This window comes from Pseudomonas sp. stari2 (genome assembly GCF_040760005.1).
GTDB lineage: Bacteria > Pseudomonadota > Gammaproteobacteria > Pseudomonadales > Pseudomonadaceae > Aquipseudomonas.
The window spans coordinates 1,817,358-1,843,955 of record NZ_CP099760.1; the positions used below are offsets into that span (position 1 = coordinate 1,817,358).

26 protein-coding genes are annotated in these 26,598 nt (G+C 60.3%); 11 read left to right on the forward strand and 15 right to left on the reverse strand.

The genetic code is table 11. The features are described 5' to 3' along the window. Positions 1–55 precede the first annotated feature (55 nt). The 4 genes from hrpA to NH234_RS08420 all read left to right on the forward strand — a co-directional run bounded on the left by hrpA (position 56) and on the right by NH234_RS08420 (position 6,292). A complete protein-coding gene (gene hrpA, locus NH234_RS08405; protein ID WP_367256281.1) occupies positions 56–3,967 on the forward strand; it encodes an ATP-dependent RNA helicase HrpA in 3,912 nt (1,303 codons plus the stop codon). Between the two features lie 212 nt (positions 3,968–4,179). After that, positions 4,180–5,301, forward strand: coding sequence for a beta-ketoacyl-ACP synthase III (locus NH234_RS08410; RefSeq protein ID WP_085730044.1), 1,122 nt, complete (start codon positions 4,180–4,182; stop codon positions 5,299–5,301). A gap of 149 nt (positions 5,302–5,450) precedes the next feature. Continuing rightward, entirely contained in the window at positions 5,451–6,062 is a 612-nt protein-coding gene (locus NH234_RS08415) for a sigma-70 family RNA polymerase sigma factor (protein WP_085730045.1), read from the forward strand. Next, on the forward strand, positions 6,056–6,292 hold the full coding sequence (locus NH234_RS08420; protein WP_085730046.1) for an anti-sigma factor: 237 nt from the start codon (positions 6,056–6,058) through the stop codon (positions 6,290–6,292). Before NH234_RS08415 ends, NH234_RS08420 begins: the two co-directional genes overlap by 7 nt. A 135-nt stretch (positions 6,293–6,427) precedes the next feature. Here NH234_RS08420 and NH234_RS08425 read toward each other — a convergent pair whose 3' ends face one another. Next, a complete protein-coding gene (locus tag NH234_RS08425; protein ID WP_085730047.1) occupies positions 6,428–7,759 on the reverse strand; it encodes a putative porin in 1,332 nt (443 codons plus the stop codon). Positions 7,760–8,039: 280 nt separating this feature from the next. On the opposite strand from NH234_RS08425, the gene NH234_RS08430 reads away from it, so the two are divergent. Continuing rightward, positions 8,040–9,164: a GNAT family N-acetyltransferase gene (locus tag NH234_RS08430; RefSeq protein WP_367256283.1), complete on the forward strand. Its 1,125-nt coding sequence runs from the start codon at positions 8,040–8,042 to the stop codon at positions 9,162–9,164. Between the two features lie 16 nt (positions 9,165–9,180). Here NH234_RS08430 and aqpZ read toward each other — a convergent pair whose 3' ends face one another. From aqpZ to NH234_RS08455, 5 genes are all read right to left on the reverse strand, one after another. Beyond that, positions 9,181–9,876, reverse strand: coding sequence for an aquaporin Z (aqpZ, locus tag NH234_RS08435; RefSeq protein WP_085730049.1), 696 nt, complete (start codon positions 9,874–9,876; stop codon positions 9,181–9,183). Between the two features lie 185 nt (positions 9,877–10,061). Continuing rightward, entirely contained in the window at positions 10,062–11,894 is a 1,833-nt protein-coding gene (locus NH234_RS08440) for an ABC transporter ATP-binding protein (protein WP_367256285.1), read from the reverse strand. A gap of 88 nt (positions 11,895–11,982) precedes the next feature. Next, positions 11,983–12,546 carry a peptidylprolyl isomerase gene (locus tag NH234_RS08445; protein ID WP_367256286.1) on the reverse strand — a complete coding sequence of 188 codons (564 nt, stop codon included), beginning with the start codon at positions 12,544–12,546 and terminating at the stop codon, positions 11,983–11,985. 3 nt (positions 12,547–12,549) lie between these two features. Continuing rightward, positions 12,550–13,353, reverse strand: coding sequence for an alpha/beta fold hydrolase (locus NH234_RS08450; RefSeq protein ID WP_367256287.1), 804 nt, complete (start codon positions 13,351–13,353; stop codon positions 12,550–12,552). A 14-nt stretch (positions 13,354–13,367) separates the two neighbouring features. Further along, positions 13,368–14,291, reverse strand: coding sequence for a LysR family transcriptional regulator (locus tag NH234_RS08455; protein WP_065258273.1), 924 nt, complete (start codon positions 14,289–14,291; stop codon positions 13,368–13,370). A gap of 49 nt (positions 14,292–14,340) precedes the next feature. Between NH234_RS08455 and NH234_RS08460 the strand changes: the two genes are divergently transcribed. From NH234_RS08460 to NH234_RS08470, 3 genes are all read left to right on the forward strand, one after another. Next, on the forward strand, positions 14,341–14,655 hold the full coding sequence (locus NH234_RS08460) for a 3-phosphoglycerate kinase (RefSeq protein ID WP_085710332.1): 315 nt from the start codon (positions 14,341–14,343) through the stop codon (positions 14,653–14,655). Between the two features lie 165 nt (positions 14,656–14,820). Next, on the forward strand, positions 14,821–15,420 hold the full coding sequence (locus NH234_RS08465) for an FMN-dependent NADH-azoreductase (protein ID WP_085730052.1): 600 nt from the start codon (positions 14,821–14,823) through the stop codon (positions 15,418–15,420). Between the two features lie 212 nt (positions 15,421–15,632). Further along, positions 15,633–16,514 carry a carboxylate/amino acid/amine transporter gene (locus NH234_RS08470; protein ID WP_367256289.1) on the forward strand — a complete coding sequence of 294 codons (882 nt, stop codon included), beginning with the start codon at positions 15,633–15,635 and terminating at the stop codon, positions 16,512–16,514. Here the strand turns inward: NH234_RS08470 and NH234_RS08475 are convergent. Further along, positions 16,459–17,364: a LysR family transcriptional regulator gene (locus NH234_RS08475; protein WP_085605645.1), complete on the reverse strand. Its 906-nt coding sequence runs from the start codon at positions 17,362–17,364 to the stop codon at positions 16,459–16,461. The genes NH234_RS08470 and NH234_RS08475 overlap by 56 nt on opposite strands. Before the next feature lie 170 nt (positions 17,365–17,534). On the opposite strand from NH234_RS08475, the gene NH234_RS08480 reads away from it, so the two are divergent. Further along, entirely contained in the window at positions 17,535–18,176 is a 642-nt protein-coding gene (locus NH234_RS08480; RefSeq protein WP_367256291.1) for a hydrolase, read from the forward strand. 64 nt (positions 18,177–18,240) lie between these two features. Here NH234_RS08480 and NH234_RS08485 read toward each other — a convergent pair whose 3' ends face one another. Continuing rightward, positions 18,241–19,539, reverse strand: coding sequence for a mechanosensitive ion channel family protein (locus NH234_RS08485; RefSeq protein ID WP_367256293.1), 1,299 nt, complete (start codon positions 19,537–19,539; stop codon positions 18,241–18,243). Between the two features lie 191 nt (positions 19,540–19,730). Here NH234_RS08485 and NH234_RS08490 point away from each other — a divergent pair, with 191 nt between their 5' ends. After that, entirely contained in the window at positions 19,731–21,071 is a 1,341-nt protein-coding gene (locus tag NH234_RS08490; protein ID WP_085710336.1) for a DEAD/DEAH box helicase, read from the forward strand. 62 nt (positions 21,072–21,133) lie between these two features. Here the strand turns inward: NH234_RS08490 and NH234_RS08495 are convergent, their stop codons facing one another. From NH234_RS08495 to NH234_RS08510, 4 genes are all read right to left on the reverse strand, one after another. Next, the gene (locus tag NH234_RS08495) at positions 21,134–21,733 is read right to left on the reverse strand and encodes a hypothetical protein (RefSeq protein ID WP_085730086.1); all 600 of its coding nucleotides are present in this window, start codon (positions 21,731–21,733) and stop codon (positions 21,134–21,136) included. A gap of 12 nt (positions 21,734–21,745) precedes the next feature. Then, positions 21,746–22,330 (reverse strand): papain-like cysteine protease family protein, encoded by a 585-nt coding sequence (locus NH234_RS08500; RefSeq protein ID WP_367256295.1) that lies wholly within the window; start codon positions 22,328–22,330, stop codon positions 21,746–21,748. 220 nt (positions 22,331–22,550) lie between these two features. Next, positions 22,551–22,826 (reverse strand): hypothetical protein, encoded by a 276-nt coding sequence (locus NH234_RS08505; protein ID WP_085730088.1) that lies wholly within the window; start codon positions 22,824–22,826, stop codon positions 22,551–22,553. 81 nt (positions 22,827–22,907) lie between these two features. Beyond that, on the reverse strand, positions 22,908–23,642 hold the full coding sequence (locus NH234_RS08510; protein ID WP_367256296.1) for a DUF899 domain-containing protein: 735 nt from the start codon (positions 23,640–23,642) through the stop codon (positions 22,908–22,910). A gap of 176 nt (positions 23,643–23,818) precedes the next feature. On the opposite strand from NH234_RS08510, the gene NH234_RS08515 reads away from it, so the two are divergent. Further along, positions 23,819–24,211, forward strand: a complete 393-nt coding sequence (locus NH234_RS08515) for a transcriptional regulator (RefSeq protein WP_367256297.1) — start codon at positions 23,819–23,821, stop codon at positions 24,209–24,211. Between the two features lie 58 nt (positions 24,212–24,269). Here the strand turns inward: NH234_RS08515 and NH234_RS08520 are convergent, their stop codons facing one another. The 3 genes from NH234_RS08520 to NH234_RS08530 all read right to left on the reverse strand — a co-directional run bounded on the left by NH234_RS08520 (position 24,270) and on the right by NH234_RS08530 (position 26,332). Beyond that, positions 24,270–25,139, reverse strand: coding sequence for a DUF6279 family lipoprotein (locus NH234_RS08520; protein ID WP_085730091.1), 870 nt, complete (start codon positions 25,137–25,139; stop codon positions 24,270–24,272). A gap of 71 nt (positions 25,140–25,210) precedes the next feature. Beyond that, entirely contained in the window at positions 25,211–25,927 is a 717-nt protein-coding gene (locus tag NH234_RS08525; protein WP_367256298.1) for a TorF family putative porin, read from the reverse strand. A 216-nt stretch (positions 25,928–26,143) separates the two neighbouring features. After that, on the reverse strand, positions 26,144–26,332 hold the full coding sequence (locus tag NH234_RS08530; RefSeq protein WP_016985943.1) for a hypothetical protein: 189 nt from the start codon (positions 26,330–26,332) through the stop codon (positions 26,144–26,146). Positions 26,333–26,598 lie beyond the last annotated feature (266 nt).

Sequence of the window (26,598 nt, forward strand, 5' to 3'; positions counted from 1 at the left end):
GCTTTTCTGCGACAATCGCGTCCTTGCGCCACTAGACGACCGAATTGCGTACCCGATGACCGACGAATCGCCCTCCATCGACAAACTGCTGAAAAACCTCGATCACGCCATGCTCGCCGACCGCCACCGGCTGCGGCGGCAGTTGCTTGAGCTGCGCAAGAAACCCGACGAGGCCAAGCTGGCCCAGTGGGTGGCGCGCATGCAGGCGTCCTGCGATCAGGTGCTGGCGCGCAAGGCCAGCCTGCCGGTGATCCGTTACGACGACAGCCTGCCGATCGCGGCCAAGCGTGACGAAATCAAGAAGGCCCTGGAAAAGCACCAGGTGCTGATCATCGCCGGCGAAACCGGCTCGGGCAAAACCACGCAGTTGCCGAAAATCTGTCTGGAGATCGGTCGCGGCCAGTATGGCTTGATCGGCCACACCCAGCCGCGCCGAATCGCGGCGCGCAGTGTGGCCAGCCGAGTCGCCGAAGAACTCGGCACACCGCTGGGCGCGCTGGTCGGCTATCAGGTACGGTTCGAGGATCAGAGCGATGCCAACACCCTGATCAAACTGATGACCGACGGCATCCTGCTGGCGGAAACCCAGAACGATCGCTACCTCGAACGCTACGACACGATCATCGTCGACGAAGCGCACGAACGCAGTCTCAACATCGACTTCCTGCTGGGTTACCTGAAAACCCTGCTGCCGCGTCGTCCGGACCTGAAAGTCATCATCACCTCGGCGACCATCGATCTGGAGCGTTTCTCCAAACATTTCGATGACGCGCCGATCGTAGAAGTGTCCGGCCGCACCTTCCCGGTGGAAACCTGGTATCGCCCGCTGACCCTGGAGCAGGACGAAGAGGGCAACCGCGTCGAGGACGACCTGACCGTGGATCAGGCGATCCTCGCTACCCTTGATGAAATTGCCGCTTACGAGCGCAGCGAGCGTCGCAGCCCTGGCGACGTGCTGGTGTTCCTGCCGGGCGAGCGCGAGATTCGCGACGCCGCCGACATGCTGCGTAAAGCCCAGCTCAAACACACCGAAATCCTGCCGTTGTACGCGCGCCTGTCGCCGGCCGAGCAGCAGCGGATTTTCCAGTCCCACCCGGGCCGTCGAGTGGTGCTGGCGACCAACGTCGCCGAAACCTCGCTGACCGTGCCGGGCATCCGTTACGTGATCGACAGCGGTACCGCGCGGATCAGTCGCTACAGCTACCGCGCCAAGGTCCAGCGTCTGCCGATCGAAGCGATTTCCCAGGCCAGCGCCAACCAGCGTAAAGGTCGTTGCGGCCGGGTCGAGCCGGGCATTTGCGTGCGTTTGTACAGCGAAGAGGATTTCCTCGGTCGCCCGGAATTTACCGATCCGGAAATCCTGCGTACCAACCTTGCCGCCGTGATCCTGCAGATGCTGCATCTGCGCCTCGGCGAGATCACCGCGTTCCCGTTCATCGAGCCGCCGGACGGCAAGGCGATCAGCGACGGTTTCAACCTGCTGCAAGAACTCTCGGCGGTAGATCGCAACAGTCAGTTGACCCCGCTTGGCCGCCAGTTGGCGCGCCTGCCGGTGGACCCGCGCATGGGCCGCATGCTGCTCGAAGCCGCCAAGCTCGGCAGCTTGCAGGAAGTGCTGATCGTCGCCAGTGCCATGTCGATTCAGGATCCGCGCGAGCGTCCGCCGGAGCGCCAGCAAGCCGCCGATCAGGCCCACGCGCAGTGGAAGGATGCCGATTCGGACTTCGCTGCGCTGGTCAATCTGTGGCGTGGCTTCGAAGAACAGCGCCAGGCGCTGACCGCCAATCCGCTGCGCAACTGGTGCCGCAAGAATTTCCTCAACTACCTGCGCTTGCGTGAGTGGCGTGATTCCCATCGCCAGTTGAGCCTGATCTGCCGCGACCTGCAGTTGAGCCTCAATAAAGAGCCGGCGGATTATCCGAAGCTGCACAAGGCTGTGCTGGTCGGCCTGCTCAGCCAGATCGGCCAGAAAACCGAGGACGGCGACTACCTTGGCGCCCGTCAGCGGCGGTTCTGGATTCACCCGTCGTCGGGCATCGGCAAGAAGCGCCCGCAGTGGGTGATGACCGCCGAACTGGTGGAAACCACCAAGCTCTACGCGCGGATGGTGGCGAAGATCGACGCCGACTGGATCGAGCCGCTGGCCGGGCATCTGATCAAGAAGAATCACTTCGAACCGCACTGGGAGAAGAAGCGCGGCCAGGTCGTCGCGTTCGAACAGATCACGCTGTTCGGCCTGATCGTGGTCGGGCGTCGACCGGTGCATTACGGCCCGGTCGATCCGGTGGTCTCGCGCGAGCTGTTCATCCGTGAAGGCCTGGTGCGCGGCGAGATTCAGTCCCGGGCCAAATGCCTGACCGCCAACAAGCAATTGCTGGAACAGCTCGACGAACTGGAAGCCAAGGCCCGTCGCCGGGACATTCTGGCCGACGAGGAAACCCTCTACGCTTTCTACGATGCGCGACTGCCGGCGGAGATCCACCAGACCGCGACGTTCGACAGCTGGTATCGGGTCAACAGCCAGAAAAATCCGCAACTGCTGATCATGCGCGAGGAAGACGTGCTGGCTCGCGAAGCCAGCGAAGTCACCGCCCAGCATTACCCGGACACGCTGCACATCGGCGATCTGGAACTGGCGCTGAGTTACCACTTCGAACCGAATCATCCGCGCGACGGCGTGACCCTGCGTGTGCCGGCACCGTTGTTGCCGATGCTGCCACCGGAACGTCTGGAATGGCTGGTGCCGGGGCTGATCGAGGCGAAGTGCATTGCGCTGGTGCGCAACCTGCCCAAGGCCTTGCGCAAGAACTTTGTGCCGGTGCCGGACTTTATCAAGGCTGCGCTGCAACGCATGACGTTTGCCGAAGGTTCGTTGCCGCAGGCGCTGGGCCGTGAGCTGCTGCGCATGACCGGTGCGCGGGTCAGTGATGAGGCCTGGGCGGAAGCTGAGCAACAGGTCGAAAGCCATCTGCGGATGAACCTGGAAATCGTTGACGGTCAGGGCAAGTTCCTTGGCGAAGGACGGGATCTGGCGGAGCTGACCGCACGTTTCGCCGAAGCCAGCCAAGCTGCATTGGCCGTGCCGCAGAGTGCGAAAAGCCAGCAACCGGTGGAGGCCAAAGTCTTCGCGCCGGTGGCGGAAAAGACTCAGCAGAAGATCGCCGGGCTGTCGATGACGGTGTATCCGGCGCTGGTGGAAGAGGGCGGCACGGTCAAGGAAGGGCGCTTCTCGACACCTGCCGAAGCCGAGTTCCAGCATCGCCGCGCCTTGCAGCGACTGTTGATGCAGCAACTGGCCGAACCGGCGAAGTTCCTGCGCGGCAAGTTGCCGGGCCTGACCGAACTGGGCCTGCTGTACCGCGAACTGGGCCGGGTCGACGCGCTGGTGGAAGACATTCTGCTGGCCAGCCTCGACAGCTGCATTCTCGACGGCGAAGACCCATTGCCTCGTGATGGCGCAGGACTGGCAGCACTGGCCGAGCGCAAGCGCGGCAGTTGGACCGAGCACGCCGAGCGGGTGGCGCGTCTGACCCTGGAAATTCTCAAGCTCTGGCACGGTCTGCAAAAACGCTTCAAGGGCAAGATCGATCTGGCTCAGGCGGTAGCGCTTAACGACATCAAACTGCAGCTCAGCCATCTGGTGTATCCGGGCTTCGTCCGCGAAACGCCGATGCAGTGGCTCAAGGAGTTGCCGCGTTACCTGAAAGCCGTCGAGCAACGTTTCGAGAAACTGGGCGCGCAGGTGCAGAAGGACCGGGTCTGGAGCGGCGAACTCGCCGGCCTCTGGACGCAATACCAGACTCGCGCGGCCAAACACGCACAGGAAGGCAAACGCGATCCCCAGCTCGAGCTGTACCGCTGGTGGCTGGAAGAGTATCGGGTTTCGCTGTTCGCCCAGCAGTTGGGGACGAAAGTGCCGATCTCCGACAAGCGCCTGAACAAACAGTGGACGCAGGTCGAGGCCTGACCTCCGATCCTGCAAAAGGCGCCAAATGCCAAGGTTTATGGCAAACTTCGCGCCTATAAACGCCGGCCCCGCGGTTTTGAGCCTTGTCAGCCGCGGGCGAGGTCGGAATAAAGCGATGCAAGGTTTTTGCGTCCCCTCTATGGGAATAGACCCTTTGCGTGTTGGCACGTCGGTGCCAGCACTTTCTGCCTGAACAGATTAGAGAAACGACCATGCATAACGTCGTCATCAGCGGCACCGGCCTGTACACCCCGGCCAACAGCATCTCCAACGAAGAGCTGGTGCAGTCTTTCAATACCTACGTCGCGCAGTTCAACGCCGACAACGCTGACGCCATCGCCAGCGGTGAAGTCCAGGCCCTGACCGAATCCAGCGCCGCGTTTATCGAAAAAGCCTCGGGCATCAAGAGCCGTTTTGTCATGGACAAGGACGGCATTCTCGACCCAGCGCGCATGGCGCCACGCCTGCCTGAGCGCTCCAACGACGAATGGTCGGTGCTCTGCCAGATGGCCATCGGTGCCGCCGAACAAGCCTTGCAGCGTGCCGGCAAAACGGCTGCCGACATCGACGGTGTAATCGTTGCCTGCTCCAACCTGCAACGCGCCTACCCGGCCATCGCCATCGAAGTCCAGGAAGCGCTGGGTATCCAGGGGTTCGGTTTCGACATGAACGTTGCCTGTTCGTCGGCCACCTTCGGTATCCAGCAAGCCGCCAATACGGTGCAACTGGGCCAGGCCCGGGCGATCCTGATGGTCAACCCGGAAGTCTGCACCGGTCACCTGAACTTCCGCGACCGCGACAGCCACTTCATTTTCGGCGACGCCGCTACTGCCGTCGTCATCGAGCGTGCCGATACGGCGACGTCGAAGCACCAGTTCGACGTGGTCAGCACCAAACTGCTGACCAAGTTCTCCAACAACATCCGTAACAACTTCGGCTTCCTCAACCGCGCGGCGGAAGAGGGCATCGGTGCCCGCGACAAACTGTTCGTGCAGGAAGGCCGCAAGGTGTTCAAGGATGTCTGCCCGATGGTGGCCGAGCTGATCGGCGAGCATCTGGAAGAGAACAAGCTCAACGTCGGTGACGTGAAGCGCTTCTGGCTGCACCAGGCCAACCTGAGCATGAACCACCTGATCGTGCGCAAGCTGCTGGGCCGCGAAGCGACTGAAGAAGAAGCCCCGGTGATTCTCGACACCTACGCCAATACCAGCTCCGCCGGTTCCGTGATCGCGTTCCACAAGTATCAGGATGATCTGGCGGCCGGTTCGCTGGCGGTGCTGAGTTCGTTCGGTGCCGGTTATTCGATTGGTAGCGTGATTCTGCGCAAGCGTTGAGATTAAGGTTAATTTCCTCTTAATCGCGTTGATCTTTCCTACAGCCGGATCAGCTGCAACGCTGTAATTTTCGAAAATGACGGCAGGATGGTGCGTTGAGCGCCATCCTGCCGTTATCATTTTCGAAGTCAGGACAAGGGGATTGAGGGATGGCGGCTGACGACACTCAACTGCTGACACGTTTGTTGGCCGGTGAGCAAAAGGCTTTCAAGGAACTGGTCACGACTTACCAGAGCGCCATGCGCGCGGTGGCTTATGCGATTGTCGGCCAGCGCCACGTCGAAGAAGTGGTGCAGGACGCCTGGCTGTCGGTGGTGCGTCATATCGGCAGCTTCGAGGGCCGCTCCAGTCTCAAGACCTGGCTGCTGACCATCACCGCCAACTCGGCCAAGGGCCGTTACAAACAAAACCGTCGCGAAGTGCTGATGGATGATCTGCCGTCGCCCCACGGCACCATCGACGACGACCGATTTTCCCCCGGCGACGGCCACTGGCTGATCGCACCGTTCGCCTGGCATCAGGACACGCCCGAAGCGCTGCTGACCGAAAATGAACTGCGCGAATGCCTGGAACACACGCTGCTCAGCCTGTCAGAACTGCAGAGCAGTGTGCTGTTGCTGCGCGAGCGTCAAGGCCTGGAGCTGGAAGAGATCTGTAATCTTCTGGAGATATCGCTCTCCAATGTCCGTGTGCTGCTGCACCGGGCACGTTTGAAGGTCTTCGCGACCGTGGAACATTTTGAGGAGACAGGTGAATGTTGACCTGCAAGGAGCAAGTGGCACGATCCAGCGATTATCTCGATGGCCAGTTGAGCTTTCGCGAGAAACTGATGGTGCGTCATCACCTGATGTTCTGCCCCAATTGTCGGCGATTCATTCGCCAGATGCGTTTGATGCAGGCGACATTGCGGGTGATGCCGGAGAAACCGGATGAGGGTGTGGACGCGTTGGCCGAGCATCTGGCGGCGCAGCGGCGAAAAGACAGTCCCTGAGGCAAAAAACAACCCGGCGTAACAGCAGCGAACGGATGATGGGGATCGCTGCTGCGGCGCCGGGCTGTCGGAGAAAATCGGCTTCAAGCGAGAAGTGAGGCATTCACTGGTTGCTTGAAGCTTTTTACTGCGGTTTTAGAACTTGGCTTCGGCATCCAGTTGCAGGGTGTTGATGTCGGAGTCGGTTTTCTTGAGGCTGGCGTTGGTGTAGTCCGAGTTAGCCATGAAATACGTGGCGCCCAAGGTGAAGTTCTTGTCCAGCTCGTAGCTCACTTTCAACTTGCTGCCGCGGGAACCGGTGTAACCGTTGGCGAAGTCGGAGTCGGTGAAGGCACCCACCACCGCGTTACGCTGTACGTCGCGGTAGTTGTAATCGATGCCGAAGCCGTAAACCTTGGTCTTCACACCGGCCAGCCAGCCAGTGTCCTGATCGTTGCTGGCGTCGTTGTTGTTCACGTATTGACCGTAGATCGACAGCGGAACCGGGAGGTTGGCGATGTCCAGCTGACCGAAGCCTTCATACAGTTTGAAGGTTTCGTTCGGACTGTTGCCGTTGACGGCCAGGGCGCATGGCGCGGTAACGGTGCCGGTGGTCGGGCAGGCGCTGTCCTTGTCGTTGTCGTAGGAGTAGATACTGCCGCCCAGGGTCAGTTTCAGGCTGTCGGTCAGTGCAAAACGACCGCCCAGCTGGCCAGCGTACAGACGCAGGTCGTGCTTGAACTGCACGCCTTCGCCGTCGACGTTGTCCTTGAGGGTGTAGTGACCGGCGCTACCGAACAGTTCGGCGCTGCCGTTCAGCGGGTACTTGTAAGTGACGGCCAGACCTTCCGGGTTGATGTCGCTGTCCCAGATGATGTCGCCCATGCTCACCCAGGGCTGGTTCATCTTGCCGGCGATCAGGTGCAGGTTCTTGACCGCGTCAGGGTGGTAGTCGACGTAACCCTGGTCGAGCCAGATCTGCTTCTTGTCGAAGTAGTTGTTCAGGTCCTGGTTGGTGGAGCGGGCGTCGTCGCTGCTGCCGGTGGCGATACGGATACCGGTATCAACCTGCGGGTTGATTTCGGTGTAGGCACCCAGACGGGCACGAATGCGCTGACGGTCCTGGTCCTTGGCGTTCGGCACGCCATCGTTCTTCACGGTTTCCTGACGGAAACGTACATCACCCTTGAACTGGGTCTTGGCAGCCCAGGCCAGCTTCTGGTCGAAGCTGCTCAGCTCATTGGTTTTCTTCGCGGTTGCCGCGATTTGCTCGTTGGTCTCTTGCTGCGCCTGCTGCGCGATTTGCCGGGCCTTCTGATCCTGGGCCAGTTCGGTTTGCAGTTCTACGTACTGCGCCTGGGTGATGGAACCGTTAGCCTTGAGCATGTCGAGCAGTTTGGCGTCGACTGCGGCACTGGCCGGAACACTCATGGCCAGCAACAGGCCACCGCACAGGGCCGCCGCAGTTTTCGTGGAAGCAAGACGCATAGCAATCTCCGAAGATGAGAGGGATGGCTGAACCATCCCGGGCACAACCGACGATTTGAACGTCGGAAAACTGTGTCCGGGTAGAACCCGGCGCTCTAAAAACAGGCGCCAGTATCGCGATGGTTTATGACAGAGCAGTGGCACGGTGATGGCAGGTTGATGACGATACAAAACTTGCGTGAACTATTGATCTAGAGCGCTGTCGCGCAATCGGACGTGGGCAAGACAGGGCCGATCAGCGATACTCGCGAGGCTTTCAGGGCCAAAAGTGGAGAGGAAAATGCCGTTGCAGCGCCTGCAAAAACTGTCGGAAATCGAACCGGCGCTCTGGGATGCACTGGTGCCGGACAACCAGCCGTTTCTGCGTCATGCCTTCCTCGGCGCGCTGGAAGACAGCGGCAGTGTCGGCCCGCACACCGGCTGGCAACCGGAGCATTTGCTGCACGTTGAAGACGGCCGTGTGGTCGCGGCGCTGCCGGGTTATCGCAAGTGGCATTCCTACGGCGAATACGTGTTCGATCACGGCTGGGCCGATGCCTGCGCCCGCGCCGGCATTGATTACTATCCCAAGTTCCTGAGCGCGGTGCCGTTTAGTCCGGTCAGTGGTCCGCGGTTGCTGGCGGCGAATGTCGAGGACGGATTCGAACTGCTCAAGAGCCTGCCGGGCTATCTGGAAATCGAAGAACTCTCCAGCGCCCACATCAACTTCACCGACACGTTCACCGACGCTGCCATGGCCGAACAACCGGGCTGGCTGCAACGCATCGGCTGTCAGTACCACTGGCAGAATCGCGGTTATCGCGATTTCCAGGACTTTCTCGACGTGCTCAGCTCACGCAAGCGCAAGCAGATGCGCAAGGAACGCGAGCAAGTGGCGGGGCAGGGCTTCGAATTCGAATGGCTGGAAGGACGAGAGCTGGATGAGGTGCAGTGGGATTTTGTCTACGCCTGCTACGCCAACACTTATGCAGTGCGCCGTCAGGCGCCGTATCTGACGCGGGAGTTCTTCAGTCTATTGGCCGAGCGCATGCCGGAATCGATTCGTGTCGTGTTGGCCAAACAGGGCTCAAGACCTGTGGCGATGGCGTTCAGTCTGGTGGGGGGCGACAGTTTTTACGGGCGTTACTGGGGCTGCCTGGCCGAGTACGACCGACTGCATTTCGAAACCTGTTTCTATCAGGGCATGGACTACGCGATTGCCCGGGGTTACCAGCGTTTCGACGCTGGCGCCCAGGGCGAACACAAGTTGATTCGCGGTTTCGAACCGGTGATCACCCATTCCTGGCATTACCTGCGCCATCCCGGCCTGAAAGCCGCCGTGAAGGATTTCCTCCAGCAGGAGCGCGCCGGTGTGCTGGCTTACGCAGAAGAAGCGAGGAGCGCCTTGCCATATCGGCAAGCCTGATCCTCGCCCACTCTCCTCAGGTGTCTTCCTTGCCCAGCCAGCGATAGACCACACCGCCCACCACCGCGCCCAACAGTGGCGCAACCCAGAACATCCACAACTGCGCGATGGCCCAGCCGCCGACCATCAGCGCCGGGCCCGTACTGCGGGCCGGGTTGACCGAGGTGTTGGTCACCGGAATCGAGATCAGGTGGATCAGCGTCAGGGCCAGGCCGATGGCGATCGGTGCCAGCCCCGCAGGGGCGCGTTTGTCGGTGGCGCCGAGGATGATCACCACGAACATCGCGGTCATCACCAGTTCTGTGATGAAGCCTGCGGCCATCGAGTATTTGCCCGGCGAGTGCTCACCATAACCGTTTGAAGCAAGACCGGCGGCGATGTCGAAACCCTCCTTGCCGCTGGCGATGTGATACAGCAGCGCCGCTGCCAGGATCCCGCCGATCACCTGGGCGATGATGTAGGCGGGGAGTTCTTTGGCCGGGAACCGACCACCGACGACCAGACCGACCGACACGGCCGGGTTGAGGTGACACCCGCTGATGTGGCCGATGGCAAACGCCATGGTCAGCACCGTCAGGCCAAACGCCAGGGCCACCCCCAGCACGCCGATACCCACTGGTGAGGACGCGGCGATCACCGCACTGCCGCAACCACCCAGCACCAACCAGAACGTACCCAACAACTCCGTGGCTGAACGTTTTAACAGAGACATGAGAGTGTCCTTGATAGACGCGCTATCGAGACTGTATCGAATTGTGCTTCCTTGCAATTACGACAGGTTCATCTCCAGAGCCTTCGCTGAGTACAGCAGGATTTGTGGGGATTTCCAGCAGGCGATAAAAAACCGCCAGAGCCCATGGAACAAGGGCTCTGGCGGTTTCTGTGTTTCGCGAAAGGTCAGTCGATGCCGACAAACCCTCCGGTCTGGTGTGCCCACAACCGCGCATACAACCCGCCATGGGCCAGCAGTTCGGCATGGTTGCCGCTTTCGGCGATTTTGCCGTTCTCCAGCACCACCAGCCGATCCATACGGGCAATGGTCGAGAGGCGGTGGGCAATGGCGATCACGGTCTTGCCCTGCATCAGGGTTTCCAGGCTTTCCTGGATCGCCGCTTCGACTTCCGAGTCCAGCGCCGAGGTCGCTTCGTCCATGATCAGGATCGGCGCGTCCTTGAGCAGCACCCGGGCAATCGCGATCCGCTGGCGCTGGCCGCCGGACAGTTTCACTCCGCGCTCACCAACATGCGCGTCGAAACCGGTGCGACCTTCGGCATCCGACAGCAGCGGGATGAACTCGTCGGCGCGGGCCTTGCGCACCGCTTCCCAGAGTTCGGCATCGGTGGCGTCAGGTTTGCCGTACAGCAAATTGTCGCGGATCGAGCGGTGCAGCAGCGAGGTGTCCTGGGTGATCATGCCGATTCGTGAGCGCAGGCTTTCCTGGCCGACTTCGGCGATGTTCTGGCCATCGATCAGGATCCGCCCGCCCTCGACGTCGTACAGGCGCAGCAGCAGGTTGACCAGGGTCGATTTGCCGGCGCCGGACGGGCCGATCAGGCCGATTTTCTCGCCGGGTTTGATGGTCAGGTTGAGGTCGCCGATGATGCCTTTCTTCTTGCCGTAGTGAAAATCCACGTGCTCGAAACGCACTTCGCCGCGGGCCACGGCCAGCGGTTTGGCCTGTTCCTGGTCGGTGACGCTGACCGGTTGCGAGATGGTCTGCAGGCCGTCCTGGACCATGCCGATGTTCTCGAAGATGCCGGTCACCACCCACATGATCCAGCCGGACATGTTGACGATGCGGATCACCAGGCCGGTCGCCAGGGCGATGGCGCCGACGCTGATCAGCGATTGCGTCCACAGCCACAGGGCCAGGCCCGTAGTGCCGACGATCAGCAGACCGTTCATGGTGGTGATGGCCACGTCCATGCTGGTGACCACGCGGCCGGCCAGCTGGGCTTTTTCGGTCTGCTCCTGAATCGCCTCGCGGGCGTAGTGCTGTTCGAAGTTGGTGTGGGCGAACAACTTCAGGGTGGCGATGTTGGTGTAGCCGTCAACGATGCGCCCCATCAGTTTCGAGCGCGCGTCGGAAGCGGCGACGGAGCGGTCCTTGACCCGTGGCACGAAGTAATAGAGTGCGCCGATATAGGCGGCAATCCACGTCAGCAGCGGGATCATCAGGCGCCAGTCGGCTTCGGCGAACAGCACCAGCGAGCTGATCGCATAGATCAGCACATGCCACAACGCATCCACTGCCTGCACCGCGGAATCACGCAGCGAGTTGCCGGTCTGCATGATGCGCTGGGCGATGCGCCCGGCGAAGTCGTTCTGGAAGAAATTCAGGCTCTGCTTGAGCACGTAACTGTGGTTCTGCCAGCGGATGAGGCTGGTCATGCTCGGGCTCAGGGTCTGGTGCACCAGCATGTCGTGCAGGGCCAGGAACAGCGGTCGCAGGAGCAGGGCCACCACGGCCATCCACGCCAGTTCGGTACCATGCACTTTGAAAAAGTCGACGTTCGGTGTGCCTTGGGCAAGGTCGATGATGCGGCTGAGGTAGCTGAAGAGCGCCACTTCGATCAGGGCACCGAACAGACCGACGATCAGCAGGGCGGCGAAACTCGGCCAGACCTGCTTCAGGTAATAGGTATAGAAGGGCAGAACACGATCCGGCGGGGATGCCGTAGGAGCATCACGGAATATGTCGATCAGTTGTTCGAAACGGCGATAGAGCATCAGATAACCGCCCGGAGTACGGGCTCTCCTTTTATCAGTGTGAGCGGCGCGGGGTTAAGCCGCGGCCGCTCGATACGCCCTGTAAAGCTTAGTCGATGCGCTTGGCCGACTTGATGATCACAGGGTCGACAGGCACGTTTTGCATGCCCTGTTTGGTGGTGGTCTGGGAGTTGACGATGATGTCGACCACGTCCATGCCCTTGACCACTTTGGCGAACACCGCGTAACCGGCGTCGCGGCCCGAATCGAGGAACGCGTTGTCGGCGACGTTGATGAAGAACTGGCTGGTGGCCGAGTTCGGATCGGAAGTGCGGGCCATCGACAGGGTGCCGCGAACGTTGTGCAGACCGTTGCTGGCTTCGTTCTTGATCGGTGCCTTGGTTTCTTTCTGTTGCATCTGCTGGGTGAAGCCGCCGCCCTGGGCCATGAAGCCCGGGATCACACGGTGGAAAATGGTGTTGGTGTAGAAACCGCTGTCGACGTAATCGAGGAAGTTCTTGGTACTGATCGGCGCCTTGACCGGGTCCAGCTCGATTTCGATGGTGCCGTTGGTGGTCACCAGTTCGACGTGAGGCGCCTTGGCCGGCGTGGCAGCCATCAGGTTGGCGGCGAACAGCACGGTGCCGGCGGCGAGGGCGAGTTTTTTCAGCATGGTTCAGTGATCCTGAGGGTGATTATCGGCTGTGGCAAGAAACGCCAGCAGCGTTTGATTGAAGCGTTCGGGCTGATCGAGCGGGGTGGCGTGGCGCGAATCGAAGATCACCACCAGCCGCGCATCGGGCAGCAGTCTGACATAGGTTTCTTTCAGCGAAACGGGGGTGTAGTCCCGGTCGGCGCTGACGACGAGCGTTGGACAGGAGATCCTCGAAAGTCGTTCCTGGACCCCCCAGCCAACAATCGCATCGAAGCTGGCGAGATAAGCACGTTTGTCGTTTTTTGCCCAGCGCTCGGCCATTTTCTGTCGCAAATCGGCCTGCTCCGGTTTGGGGAACAGTTTGGCGCCCAGGGCCTTGCCAATGGTGGCCAGGCTCAGCAGGCGCATCAGGCTCCAGCGCTTGAACCACTGCCAATAGTCGTCGCGGCTGCGCACTTTGACCTCGGGTGCGCTGTTGACGATGGTCAGGCTCTTGAGCATCTGCGGCTGATCGACGGCGAACTGGAAGCCGATCATGCCGCCCATTGACAGGCCGGCGTAGTGCACCGGACCAAGCTTCAGGTGCTCGATCAGCGCGACGATGTCAGCGCTGAAGCCAGCGATGCTGTAATGCTCGCGGGGCTTGTCTGAGCGGCCGTGGCCGCGCACATCCGGGACGATTACCCGATAGTGCGCGGCCAGTGCCGGAATCTGCATTTCCCAGTCCAGCGTGCTGGAGCCGAGCCCATGAACCAGCAGCAACGGATCACCGTGGCCATATTCCTCGTAGTGCAGGTTGCAACCTTCATGCTCGAAATACGCCATCGGTGAACTCCGTGTCAGGCTTGTTCGGGGGCGGCGAACGGCGCGTCCAGCGGCAAGGTGTCGAAGGTGCGCAACAGTTCGACGAGGATCTGCGAGGCCGGGCCCAGCGGTTTGTCCTTATTCGAATACAGATAGAAACTCGGATTGCGGCTGCCGCCCTGATCCAACGGTAGCAGCTTGAGCAGGCCTTCCTTCAATTCCCGTTCGATCATGTGCCGTGGCAGCCAGGCAAAACCCAGGCCGCTGGAAACGAAATTGGCGGCGGTGGCAAGGCTACCGACGGTCCAGCGCTGTTCGGCGCCGAGCCAGCCGACGTCCCGCGGCTGCTGGCGACCGGAGTCGCGGATGACCACTTGCATCTGGGTTTCCAGGTCCTGGAAATTCAGTTCGCGGTTCAGTCGATGCAGGGCGTGTTCGGGGTGGGCGACGGCAACGAATTCCACGTCGCTCAACTCCGCGCCCAGGTAGCCGGGAATGCTCAGGCCGGTGATGGCCAGGTCGGCCACGCCTTCGAGCAAGACCTCTTCGACACCCGACAGCACTTCTTCGCGCAGGCGCACGCGACAGCCGCGGCTCTGCGGCATGAAGGCCGTCAGGGCGCGAACGAGGCGGGCAGTGGGGTACGCGGCGTCCACCACCAGCCGCACTTCGGCTTCCCAGCCCTGTTCCATATGATGGGCCAGGTCTTCCAGTTGGCTGGCCTGTTTCACCAGTTGTCGAGAGCGACGTAACAATACGCCGCCGGCTTCGGTGAGCACGGCTTTTCGGCCGTCGATACGCAACAACGGCACGCCGAGCTGATCCTGCATGCGGGCGACGGTGTAACTCACCGACGATTGCGAGCGGTGCAAGGCCTCGGCAGCCTGGGCGAATCCGCCGTGGTCGACCACCGCCTGCAACGTTCGCCATTGATCAAGGGTCACGCGGGGCGCTTTCATCGATAGCTCCTCTTGTCCTAAGCTGGCTGTCCCTCATGGAGACTGCCGAATGAAAAAATTCTGTTGTGTGGTGCTGGCGTTGCTACCGCTGACCGCGTTTGCGTATCCGATCGATGTGCAGAAGAATCTCAATGGCTTGAAGATCGACTACGAGTCCTTCGATACCGATAAAGACATCGGCTCCATCCGGGTCGCCAACTACGGCGAGGTCGACGCGGTCTGCAAAGTCGTGTTCAGCAATGGCCCGGAGGCGCCGCGCACCCGCAATATCGAAGTGCCGGCCGGCAAACATACAAACGCCACCGCCAAGTTCTCCCGCGAGATCATCAAGCTGCGCGTCGAACTGAGCTGCAACCCGAAATAACACCCGCCTCTTTGTGGGAGCCAGTGTGCTCCCACAAGGTGTGCGTCAGCTTATAAACGAATTTATCGATGCTTTATAGCAGTTATTTGCGCTTTTTCATCGATACGACTCTGTTTAACCTTCATTCCATCGACTTACAACATTCTCGGATGGAGGCTACACAACATGTCCCGCGTTCTGATCATCGAAAGCAGCGCCCGCCAGCAAGACTCGGTATCCCGTCAACTGACCCAGACCTTCATCAGTCAGTGGAAAGCTGCACACCCGGCCGATCAGATCACCGTACGTGACCTCGCCGTGAACCCGGTGCCTCACCTGGACAGCAACCTGCTGGGCGGCTGGATGAAATCCGCCGAGCAGCGCAATGCCAACGAACAATCCTCGCTGGATCGCTCCAACGAGCTGACCGATGAATTGCTGGCCGCCGACGTGCTGGTGATGGCCGCGCCGATGTACAACTTCGCGATTCCAAGCACCCTGAAAGCCTGGCTTGACCACGTGCTGCGTGCCGGCGTGACGTTCAAGTACACCGAAACCGGCCCGCAAGGCCTGCTCAGCGGCAAGCGTGCCTATGTGTTGACCGCTCGTGGTGGCATCTACGCCGGCGGCCCGGCGGATCACCAGGAACCGTACCTGCGTCAGGTGATGGGTTTCATCGGTATCCACGACGTGACCTTCATCCACGCCGAAGGCATGAATCTGGGCGGCGACTTCCAGGAGAAAGGCCTCAACCAGGCCAACGCCAAACTGTCCCAGGTCGCTTGATATGTTAATCGCCAGATAATCGCCGATTGTTCTAGTGACCTGGCGCAACCCCTTCAAGGCTCTACGCGCATCGAACCTCCCTTTGCACTTGTTGCTCCTGAGTGCTGTAGCCCGATTGAACGCTTTAGCGAGATCGGGCTTTTTTTTGCCCGGGATTTAGCGATGGCCGGCAAAAACCGCTATCGTCGCCGCCATTCGAAATCGAGGCGACCATGGGCTATCTACTTATTGTCACGCTGATCCAGGCGTTTTCCTTCAGTCTGATCGGCGAATACCTGGCCGGGCATGTCGACAGTTACTTCGCGGTGCTGGTGCGCGTGGTGCTGGCCGGGCTGGTATTCATCCCGCTGACGCGCTGGCGTTCGGTGGAACCGGCGTTCATGCGCGGCATGCTGCTGATCGGTGCATTGCAGTTCGGCGTGACCTACGTCTGCCTGTATTTGAGCTTCCGCGTGCTGACGGTGCCGGAAGTGCTGCTGTTCACCATCCTCACGCCGCTGCATGTGACCCTGATCGAAGATGCGCTCAACCGCCGCTTCAACCCGTGGGCACTGATTGCGGCGCTGGTGGCTGTGGCGGGCGCGGCGGTGATCCGCTACGACCGGATCAACCCGGACTTCTTCATGGGTTTCCTGTTGCTGCAACTGGCCAACTTCACCTACGCCGCCGGGCAGGTGCTGTACAAGCATCTGGTGACGAAGCACCCGAGCGATCTGCCGCACTACCGGCGCTTCGGTTTTTTCTACCTCGGCGCACTCGCGGTGGCGTTGCCGGCGTTCCTGCTGTTCGGCAAATCCAACTTCCTGCCCGAAGCGCCGCTGCAATGGGGTGTGCTGGTGTTCCTGGGGCTGGTCTCGACCGCACTCGGTCTGTACTGGTGGAACAAGGGCGCGTGCCTGGTCAACGGCGGCACCCTGGCGGTGATGAACAACCTGCACGTGCCAGTGGGCTTGCTGCTGAACCTGCTGATCTGGAATCAGCATGAAGAGCTGGGGCGGTTGTTCCTCGGTGGCAGCGTGATTCTGGCGGCGGTGTGGATCAGCCGGTTGGGGATTCGCAAGCCGGCGCCAGTTGTCCCACCAGAAACTCGATAAACGCGCGCGTCTTCTGCGGCACCCGCCGCGCTGACGAATACACGGCGTTGATGGTGATCGCCGGTGCCTGCCATTCGCACAGCACCGGTACCAGTCGCCCGGCCGCCAGCGCTTCTTCGACGATGAAGTCCGGCAGCAGCGCGATGCCCATGCCGGCCTCGGCCGCTTGCGCCAGCAAGTCGCCATTGTTGGCGTGCAACGGGCCAGTGACGTTGACTCGTTGCGTCTCCTTGCCGTTGCACAGTTGCAGGCTGACGCCGCTTTGCAGATAGCCGTAGTTCAAACACTGATGTGAGCGCAGATCCTGTGGGGTCTGCGGCGTGCCCGCACGTTCGAGATAAGCGGGGGAGGCGACCATGATTCGCGGCGCGGGCGCCAGTTGCCGGGCGATCATGGTCGAGTCCGGCAGGCTGGCGATACGGATGGTCACGTCGAACCCGCCGCGCACCGGATCGACCTGCTGGTCGCTGAGCACCAGTTGCAGCTCGATGTTCGGATGCTGTTCGTGGAACAGCGGAATCAGCTTGCCCAGTCGCCGCAGGCCGAACGACATCGGTGCGTTCACCCGCAACACCCCGCGCAATTCGCCAACCCCGTCCCGGGCTCGCTGTTCGGCCTCGTCCAGTGCCGCAATCACTTCCCGCGCTGCTTCGAAATATTCGGCACCGGCCTCGGTCAGGTGCAGGCTGCGGGTGGTGCGTTGCAGCAATTGCACGCCGATGGCTTCTTCCAGCGCCTGAATCTGTTTGCTGACTTTCGAGCGGGGCACGTCCATGGCCCGGGCGGCGGCCGCGAAGCCGTTCTCGCCGACTGTTACCACGAAGGCGCGCATGCATTCGATGCGATCCATGATTGTCCCTTTTTTAGAATCAATGATTCTCGATTTTAGGGAATTGTCCCTTTATCGGCTAGCCCCTAAAGTGACATCCAAGCCGAGACAACAACGCCGAAGACGGCAAAACGCCTCGACTCACCCAATACCCAATCGAAACTTTGAATCGACATCAAAAGGAACGCGCCATGTCTATCCGTGAACTGCTGAACCCGACCAACTCCGCCCTGATCCTGATCGACCACCAGCCGCAAATGGCTTTCGGCGTACAGTCGATCGACCGTCAAACCCTGAAGAACAACGCCGTCGGCCTGGCCAAGGCAGCGAAGATCTTCAACGTGCCGACCATCTACACCTCGGTCGAAACCGAAAGCTTCAGCGGCTACATCTGGCCGGAACTGCTGGCGGTGCACCCGGAGCAGAAACCGATCGAGCGCACCTCGATGAACTCCTGGGAAGACAAGGCGCTGGTTGACGCGGTGAAGGCCACCGGCCGCAAGAAACTGATCATCGCCGCGCTGTGGACCGAAGTCTGCCTGACCTTCCCGGCCCTGGAAGCCCTGGCCGAAGGCTACGAGGTGTACATCGTCACCGACGCGTCTGGCGGCACCACCAAAGAAGCTCACGACATGTCGGTACAGCGGATGATTCAGGCAGGCGCTGTACCAGTTACCTGGCAGCAAGTGCTGCTCGAGTACCAGCGTGACTGGGCGCACAAAGACACTTATCAGGCGGTGATGGACCTGGTGCTGGAACACAGCGGCGCGTACGGCATGGGCGTCGACTACGCCTACACCATGGTGCACAAGGCACCGCAGCGTCAGGCCTGACAAGTCGGCCGGACAAAAAAAGACGCAACCTGGGTTGCGTCTTTTTTTTGCGCTGAAGAAAGCGCTACATCAGATGTTTTTCGGCTTCCGGAATGTGGCTCGCGCCAAGGACTGCCGGCAATATCCCGGAGCGCAAATCCCCACCACTCGGCTGTTGATACAGGCTCAACCCGAACTCCGGCAGCACCGCCAGCAGGTAATCGAAAATATCCCCCTGGATCCGCTCGTAATCGGCCCACACCGTGGTAGTGGTAAAGCAGTAGATTTCCAGCGGAATGCCCTGGGCCGTGGTCTGCATCTGGCGGACCATGCAGGTCATGTTCGGCTGGATCTCCGGGTGGCTCTTCAGATAGGCCAGCGCGTAGGCGCGGAAGGTACCGATATTGGTCATGCGCCGGCGGTTGGCCGACATCGCCGCGACGTTGCCCTGCGCTTCGTTCCAGGCCTTGAGCTCGGCTTTCTTGCGGCCCATGTACGCGGTCAGCAGGTGCACCTGGGACAGTTTTTCTTCTTCATCGTCGCGGATGAAACGCACGCCGCTGGCGTCGATGAACAGGCTGCGTTTGATCCGCCGCCCGCCGGACTGCTGCATGCCGCGCCAGTTTCTGAACGACTCGGACATCAGGCGCCAGGTCGGGATCGAGACGATGGTCTTGTCGAAGTTCTGCACCTTGACCGTGTGCAGGGTGATGTCGACCACGTCGCCATCGGCACCGACTTGCGGCATTTCGATCCAGTCGCCGACCCGCAGCATGTCGTTGCTGGTCAGTTGCACGCTGGCGACGAACGACAGCAGGGTGTCCTTGTAGACCAACAGGATCACCGCCGACATCGCACCCAGACCGGACAGCAGCAACAGCGGCGAACGGTCGATCAGGGTGGCGACGATGATGATCGCGCCGAACACGTACAAAACCATTTTCGCCAGTTGCACGTAACCCTTGATCGAGCGGGTGCGGGCGTGTTCGGTGCGGGCGTAGATGTCCAGCAGGGCGTTGAGCAGGGCGCTGACCGACAGCAGCAGGAACAGAATGGTGAACGCCAGCGCGACGTTGCCGAGGAAAACCATGGCGGTCTTGCTCAGCTCCGGCACCAGGTGCAGGCCGAACTGGATCACCAGCGACGGCGTCATCTGTGCCAGACGCTGGAACACCTTGTTATGCCGAAAGTCGTTGAGCCAGTGCAGCGCGGGCTGGCGACCGAGGATGCGGCTGGCATGCAGGATCAGGTAGCGTGCCACTCGTCCGAGGATCAGTGCGATCACCAGAAGCAGGAGCAATGCCAGGCCGGCATGAAGGAGGGGGTGCTGATCGAGGGCACCCCAGAGGTCTTGGGTGTTGAGCCAGAGCTGTTTTAAATCCATGAGGACGACGATTCTTCTGTAGGACGCGACGGGCGATTAGAGCATTTAAGACGCTGTGTATTACCGTTGGAGACAAATCGAGCAACAAAAAAGCCACTGATTGCGGCTGATTTCATAAAGAAACTCGGCCTGAGCGCTCGAAACCGGTAACCTATGCAGCTGTTTTTCTGCATATCTTCGAGGTAGCACCCGTGTTTTCCCAATTCGCCCTGCACGAACGCCTGCTCAAAGCCGTGGCCGAGCTGAAATTTGTCGAGCCAACGCCTGTGCAAGCCGCGGCCATTCCGCTGGCGCTTCAGGGGCGTGACCTGCGGGTGACGGCGCAAACCGGTAGCGGCAAGACCGCCGCGTTTGTCCTGCCGATCCTCAACCGCCTGATCGGTCCGGCCAAGATCCGCGTCAGCATCAAGACCCTGATCCTGCTGCCGACCCGCGAGCTGGCCCAGCAGACCCTGAAGGAAGTCGAGCGCTTTTCGCAGTTCACTTTCATCAAGTCCGGCCTGATCACCGGCGGTGAAGACTTCAAGGTTCAGGCCGCCATGCTGCGCAAGGTGCCGGACATCCTGATCGGTACGCCGGGCCGGATGATCGAGCAACTGAACGCCGGCAACCTGGATCTGAAAGAAGTCGAAGTGCTGGTGCTCGACGAAGCCGACCGCATGCTCGACATGGGATTTGCCGAAGACGTGCAGCGTCTGGTCGACGAATGCCCGAACCGTCAGCAGACCATGCTGTTCTCCGCCACCACCGGCGGTTCCGGCCTGCGCGAGATGATCGCCAAGGTGCTGAACAACCCTGAGCACCTGCAGCTCAACGCGGTCAGCCAGCTGAACGACACCACCCGTCAGCAGATCATCACCGCCGACCACAACCAGCACAAAGAACAGATTGTCAACTGGCTGCTGGCCAACGAGACCTATCAGAAGGCTATCGTCTTCACCAACACCCGGGCCATGGCCGACCGCATCTACGGTCGTCTCGTCGCCCAGGAATACAAGGCGTTCGTGCTGCACGGCGAGAAAGACCAGAAGGATCGCAAACTGGCGATCGACCGTCTGAAGCAGGGCGGCGTGAAGATTCTGGTGGCCACCGACGTGGCGGCCCGTGGTCTGGACGTTGACGGCCTGGATCTGGTGATCAACTTCGACATGCCACGCAGCGGCGACGAATACGTACACCGCATCGGCCGTACCGGCCGCGCCGGCAACGACGGTCTGGCGATCTCGCTGATCTGCCACGGCGACTGGAACCTGATGTCGAGCATCGAGCGTTATCTGAAGCAAAGCTTCGAGCGCCGCACTATCAAGGAAGTCAAAGGCACCTACGGCGGACCGAAAAAGGTCAAGGCCTCGGGCAAGGCCGTTGGCGTGAAGAAGAAAAAGACCGACGCCAAGGGCGACAAGAAAAAAGCCGCCGCCAAGACCCCGACCAAGCGCAAGAGCGCCAACCGTCCGAAGCCTGATTCTCTGGTGAGCAGCGACGGCATGGCCCCGCTCAAGCGCCGCAAGCCGGCTGCACCTGCGGCCGAGTAAGGCGTTTCAGGCAGGCAATAAAAAACCCGGACACTGTCCGGGTTTTTTATTGCCTGCGTTTATCAGCTGCCCAGCTGTCCACGGGTGTCGGCGTCAAAGCGCTGCTTGGCCTGATCCGCCTTCGGTTTGAGCTGTGCGAGCAGGGCTGCCTCGCTGTACAACCCGGTCAGTGCCAGTTCCTTGGGGGTTGGCTCGATCGGGATCAGCACATCTTCACCTGCTGCGTGCAGCCAGATCGCTACGACATGCAGCGCCGAAACGAACAGCACTCGCAGCTCCACGGTTTTGCCCTGCAACTGTGGCGATTGCTCCGCCAGCTTCAGCGCATCGACCGTGGCGGTTGCCAGGTTGCCGTGGTTCAACGAGGCGAACTCGACGTGACCGCGGACTTCAGCCAATTGCGCATCGGCAATCGACACGCCGTCGGCAAACACCAGGTAATGCCAGTCGCCGAGCCGGGCGTCCCTCAGGCCTTTGCCCTGGCTCAGATCCTCCAGGCTCAGCGAGTAGCCGCGATAGGCCTCGCTCAGGCTGATTTTCGCCGGTGCAGCACTGGCGAACTGGCGATTGATGCCAAAACCCTGGGTTTGCAGCGCCGCTTGCAGCACCGGGCGCAAGGTCTGTACGCCGTTGGAAGGCGCCTTTGGATAAGTCAGTTGCATGATGTCGCCCTCCTAGTTTTTCGCCGTGAAGTAAGTGTGGGTCCAGTTGCCGCCACCGTTGTAGGAACCGGGGAACGAGCTCAGTGCGCGGGTCGAATAGCCATAGATCGAATCCGCGACCAGCACGTAGTTGCCGTTGGTGCCATAGATCGTCAGGAAGTGCGCACCGCCGCCATACCAGGCACAACGCAGACCGACAGGCCGGCCCATGTTGATCTGGTTCTGGATGGCCGACATCTGCAACGAACCCTGATTCATCCCGTTGTAGCTGCGGGTGGTTTGCAGGGCCGAATCCAGATAGCCGTAGACGTTGCACGGACCCGGCTGGCTGCAGCAGTTGCGGTTCAGTTGGGTGCTGGCAACACCGCACTGGGTCCAGGACCCGGTGCCGTAATAGTTGCCAACCGAAGCGGAAACCGCGGCCCAGCACCAGTTGGTCTGGGTCTGTTGCTGCATCGTGAAGTTCAGGCTTGAGGCCGCCAGGGCCTCGGCCTGTGGCGCGGCTTCGACCTCGACCAGTTGCGCGTCGAGCAGATGGCCGGTCAGGCACCCGGGCAGGGTGTTGCCGGTGAACTGCGTTGTTTCAGTGGTTAACATTTTTCAATCCTCCATGAATGAAAATAAATGTCCTGCGTAGATTTGTGAGCCGTCGGCGGTTAAGGGTTGCCACTTCTGCGGCGGGTTTCGAGCAGGCTCAAGGTAACCCTAGGTCTGAATATGCATTTATGCAAATAAATGAATGCATTAGTGCAATTTTGCGGGCGAAAGGACACTGCATGAGCATGTCCTTGGTGGTGGAAGCCGAAGCCTGAGGCCGTTACCCCTCGGTTTTATGCTCGGCCGAATCCAGCTCCTTCAAGCGCTGGTCGATCAACTGGCATTTGTCCGGTAGATCGGCAGAGGCGGTGCCCAGGTCCATTTTCTGCAACTCGGCGTTGATTTCCTTGGCCTTGGCCGGGTTTTGCTCGGTGAGTTTTGCCACTTCCTGGGCCAGTTGTTCGCGTTTGGCGGTGGCCTCTTCGGGCGTGCAGGCCCACACGGGCAGGGCGCAGGCGAGGATGGTGGCGAGTGTGAAGGTGAGCAGGGTTTTCATGATGGCAGGCCTCAGATCCGGTTAAGGCGGGTTAACCGGTTGAGGGCCGTGACCCGTGAAAAGTTCAGTGTCTTTGCCGGCTTAGTCGCCGTGGCAGCAACCGGATTTTTGCTCTCCGTCATACCGATCATGATGCCGCACCCACTCCATGATCTCGTCCTCGTTTCTGCCTTTGGGCGTGAGATCGAGAAAATTGTAGGCGCCGACGAGCATGTCCAGACCCCGGGCGTAGGTTGAGTAGGTGTGGAATATCTCGCCGTTATTGGCGCGATAGAACACGCTCAGCCCCGGCATTTCCTCTTCGCTACTGTCAGTCTTTTCATAGTTGTAGGTAGCCTTTCCGGCTTCGGCGTCTTCAGCACGGGCGCACACGCCGAAGTCGTAGTTGAAATCGGAACCGTCCGACGACACCCAGTCGAACTTCCAGCCCATCCGCCGCTTGAACGTCTGGAATTCGGCGAATGGCGCGTGGGATACCGCCACCAGCGCAATGTCGTGATGAGCCAGGTGCAGATTGGCGCCGTCGAAGTGGTCGCCGAGGAACGAGCAGCCCTGGCAGCCTTCTTCCCAGCCTTTGGCGAACATGAAGTGGTAAACGATGAGCTGGCTGTGATTGCCAAACAGATCGGCAAGTTTCAATTCGCCGTCCGGCCCCATGAAGCGATAGTCCTTGTCGACTTTCACCCACGGCAGAGCGCGGCGTTTGGCGCTGAGGCGGTCGCGCTCCCTGGTGAAGGCCTTTTCGTCGGCCAGATGCTGCTTGCGGGCGGCGAGCCATTCTTCGCGCGACACCACCGGATGATTCTCAATGTTCATGATGATTTCTCCTGCGGGGGTTGAAACCGTCTGTCTCAGACTAGTCGCTCAACGTCGTCGGAAATCGACAGACCGCCGGTCGGTCGGGGCGGTAAATGAAGCTGAACGGCTATTGCCCGCTCGGGTCACAACCTAAGACAGCGCCATAAATCACGCGCACCGGAGGTTGAATCAGGATGACGACTTATAACTGGGATTTGATTGAACGCCTGCTGCATGAAGTGCAGAACGGCGCAGGCCACAGCTTCGCACCGCGTTCCTATGCTGAAGACTATACGGCGGAGAAAGCGGCGGCAGGCGAGCCGATCGAGAATCTGGATCATCTGAAAACCATCGCCTGTGAATATGAGCAAAAGCTGTTGCTGCGCGGTTTTATCGAGCCACGGGGTGACGATGAGGGCAGCACCGGCAACAACTTCAGCCTGACCCCGCGCGGCTCTAGCCTGTTGAGTCTGATCGACAGCAGCATTCCCGGTAATGATCATCCGCGTCAGGTGCTGGATGAACAGGAAGATGCGCTGGATGAGGCGACTTTCGATCATGTGGCGTCAAAAGCGCAGATTGCCTGAACCCCTGCTGTGATCCCTTTTGGAGCCGGGTTTCCGGCTCCCGCAGGTTCAATAAACCTCAGCCTGCTTTAGCAGCTTTCAGACACTTCAAATCATTGAAGTCCTTGCGCACCCCTTCGATTTTCTTCAACAGGCGCTGGCGTTGTTGCGGTGTGCTTTCTGCCATCAGATCCACCGCCAGCGAGCGCGCCTGGGCTTCAGTGTCGGCGTAGGCCTTGCGGTAATCCGCTGTCCATAAACGCTCGCGATAGACCAGAAGGGTCTCGATCCGCTGTGGGAATTCCGGACTTTTGCGCTGGGCGACAGCGGCGCTGAACTGCTGTTGCCAGTGCGCACGGTTGGCGATCCATTGGGTGTTCTGGTCGCCGAGTGCGGTCGACCACGCCATCACCCGTTGCTCTTGCGTGACACTCAAAGGCCCGAGCCAGTCGTTGAGGCGTTTGTCCATCCTTGCGCCGCGTTCGGCGATCTGCTGGGCCAATGGTGGTTTCACATATTCCTGCTGACGTTTGCGCAGATCCTTGGCAAACGCATCGTTCATGTCGGCGACCTGTTTGTCGTCCAGCCCTTGCAGCAACTCGATGGCCGACGGGGTGATTTCCCGGGCGGTTTCGGCAATCGCCTGCTTGGCTTCCAGAGTGCGGGCCTGAAGTGCGGCGTCGGTGACCTGATTGGTTTCGACCATGGTCTGCAGGCGATCCAGCCAGTCCAGATAACCTGGCAATTGCGTAGTGCAGTGCCAGCTCAGGTGCTCCTTGAGGCGTTCGTTGAACCAGCCTTTCTGCTCGCCGGTCATGTCCAGGTAGTCGCTGAGCGTCCATGGAATGATCACGTCGAGATTGCGATAGGCCAGGCCGACGCGGCTGCACGCGCCGAGGGCGAGGATGAAGATCAACAGGGTGGCGCAGTGTTTGAACCAGCGAGACATGAGCGAGTCCTTGCGAAAGCCTGGCGTCTGATTCTTATGTGAACGCAGGATGCTCCCGGCAGTTCAGCCAATCAATAGAACGCGCGTTCGGCCTTGAGCGTGACCAGCCCGTCGCACTGGCTGTTGTGCCCGGAGTACGCCGAACAGTCGCTGCCGCTGAGGCTGGAGTTGCTGTAGATCAGGTCCAGGTCGATACCCATCACCGGCCGGGAAAATTTCACCGACCAGTCGGTAAAACTGCTGACATAACCACCGTCCACCGAGACCGGCGTATTGAGCTGATGGGTGGTGTATTTCATGCTGATCCCGATGCCGAACGGCTGGTTGCCGCGCAGATCGGCGAACAAGGTGTTGTTCTGTTTGTCCGGGTCGTTGCTCAGTGCGATGCCGAAACGGCTGCCGAGCAGGGTCAGGCCGCCGAACAGCTCTTGGCTGTCGAGGGTGTCGATCTTCGGATAGCTGTAATGGATCATCCCGACTTCGTAGCCGAGGGTTTGATCGAAAGGTTGTTTAAAGCCTACGTAGGAGTCGATCTCCAGATTCTTGCCTGGCGTCAGCCCCATGCTCGGCGCGTACTGGCCAATGTAGAGGCCTCTGTCGTGGGTCAGATCGAGGCCGCCGTGGAACGAGCCGGCTGCCGAGGGCTTGACCAGACCCTGGGCCATGCTGCGGCTCGGAGTGGTGCCGAGCTTTAGGTCGAAGTCGCCAAGTTCGCGCTGGAAAATCTGTGCGTGCGCCACCGGGCTCGCCAGTAGTCCTGCAAGAAATAAACAGAGGGGTTTGAGCATGCGTCACTCCTTGAACAGCGAGCGCAGGCCGACGTACCTGCTGAAACGCTTGATCCAGACGCGTGCAAGGATACCGGCGAATGATCGCCATCGAGGGCCGTTCGTCGATTTCTGTGGTTTTGTCGGGGTTGATTAAACGCGAGAGAGGTTCTGCGAGGGTTCCGGTCCAGACGCTTCGAAGCTCAAAGCGCCTTGGGACTGGGATGTTGCGGGGTGTTACTTCTTGCCCAGGCTGATCTGCTTGGACGGGCCGAACGTCTGGCCGCTGACGCCCTTGGCAATTTGCTGGATCTCGCCGCCGGACTTGAGGAACGCCGCGATCTGATCGTTGATCGATTCGCTGGTTTCAACGGCTGGAGCTGGCTTTGCTTTGCTGGTGGATGCTTTTACACGCATGGCGGCCATTAACCTGTAGAAAAGTAACTCGGCCAGGCATCGTACAGTAATAACTTGACAATTGCTTGGTAAATATCCCCCGGGATAACCCAGCGTACGGGTGGATTATTCTCGATTAATTATTAGAAATATCCCGCTAACCTGCTGTTTTAAATAAAAACGTTTATCGGGGACGGTGGCTTTTTCGCGGGGGTGACGCGCCGGGGAGTCGCCAAGGTGGTCTGACGAGTGGCACCTGCTCGGCGGCAAACCAAGGAAATTCAAGGCTTCGCGCA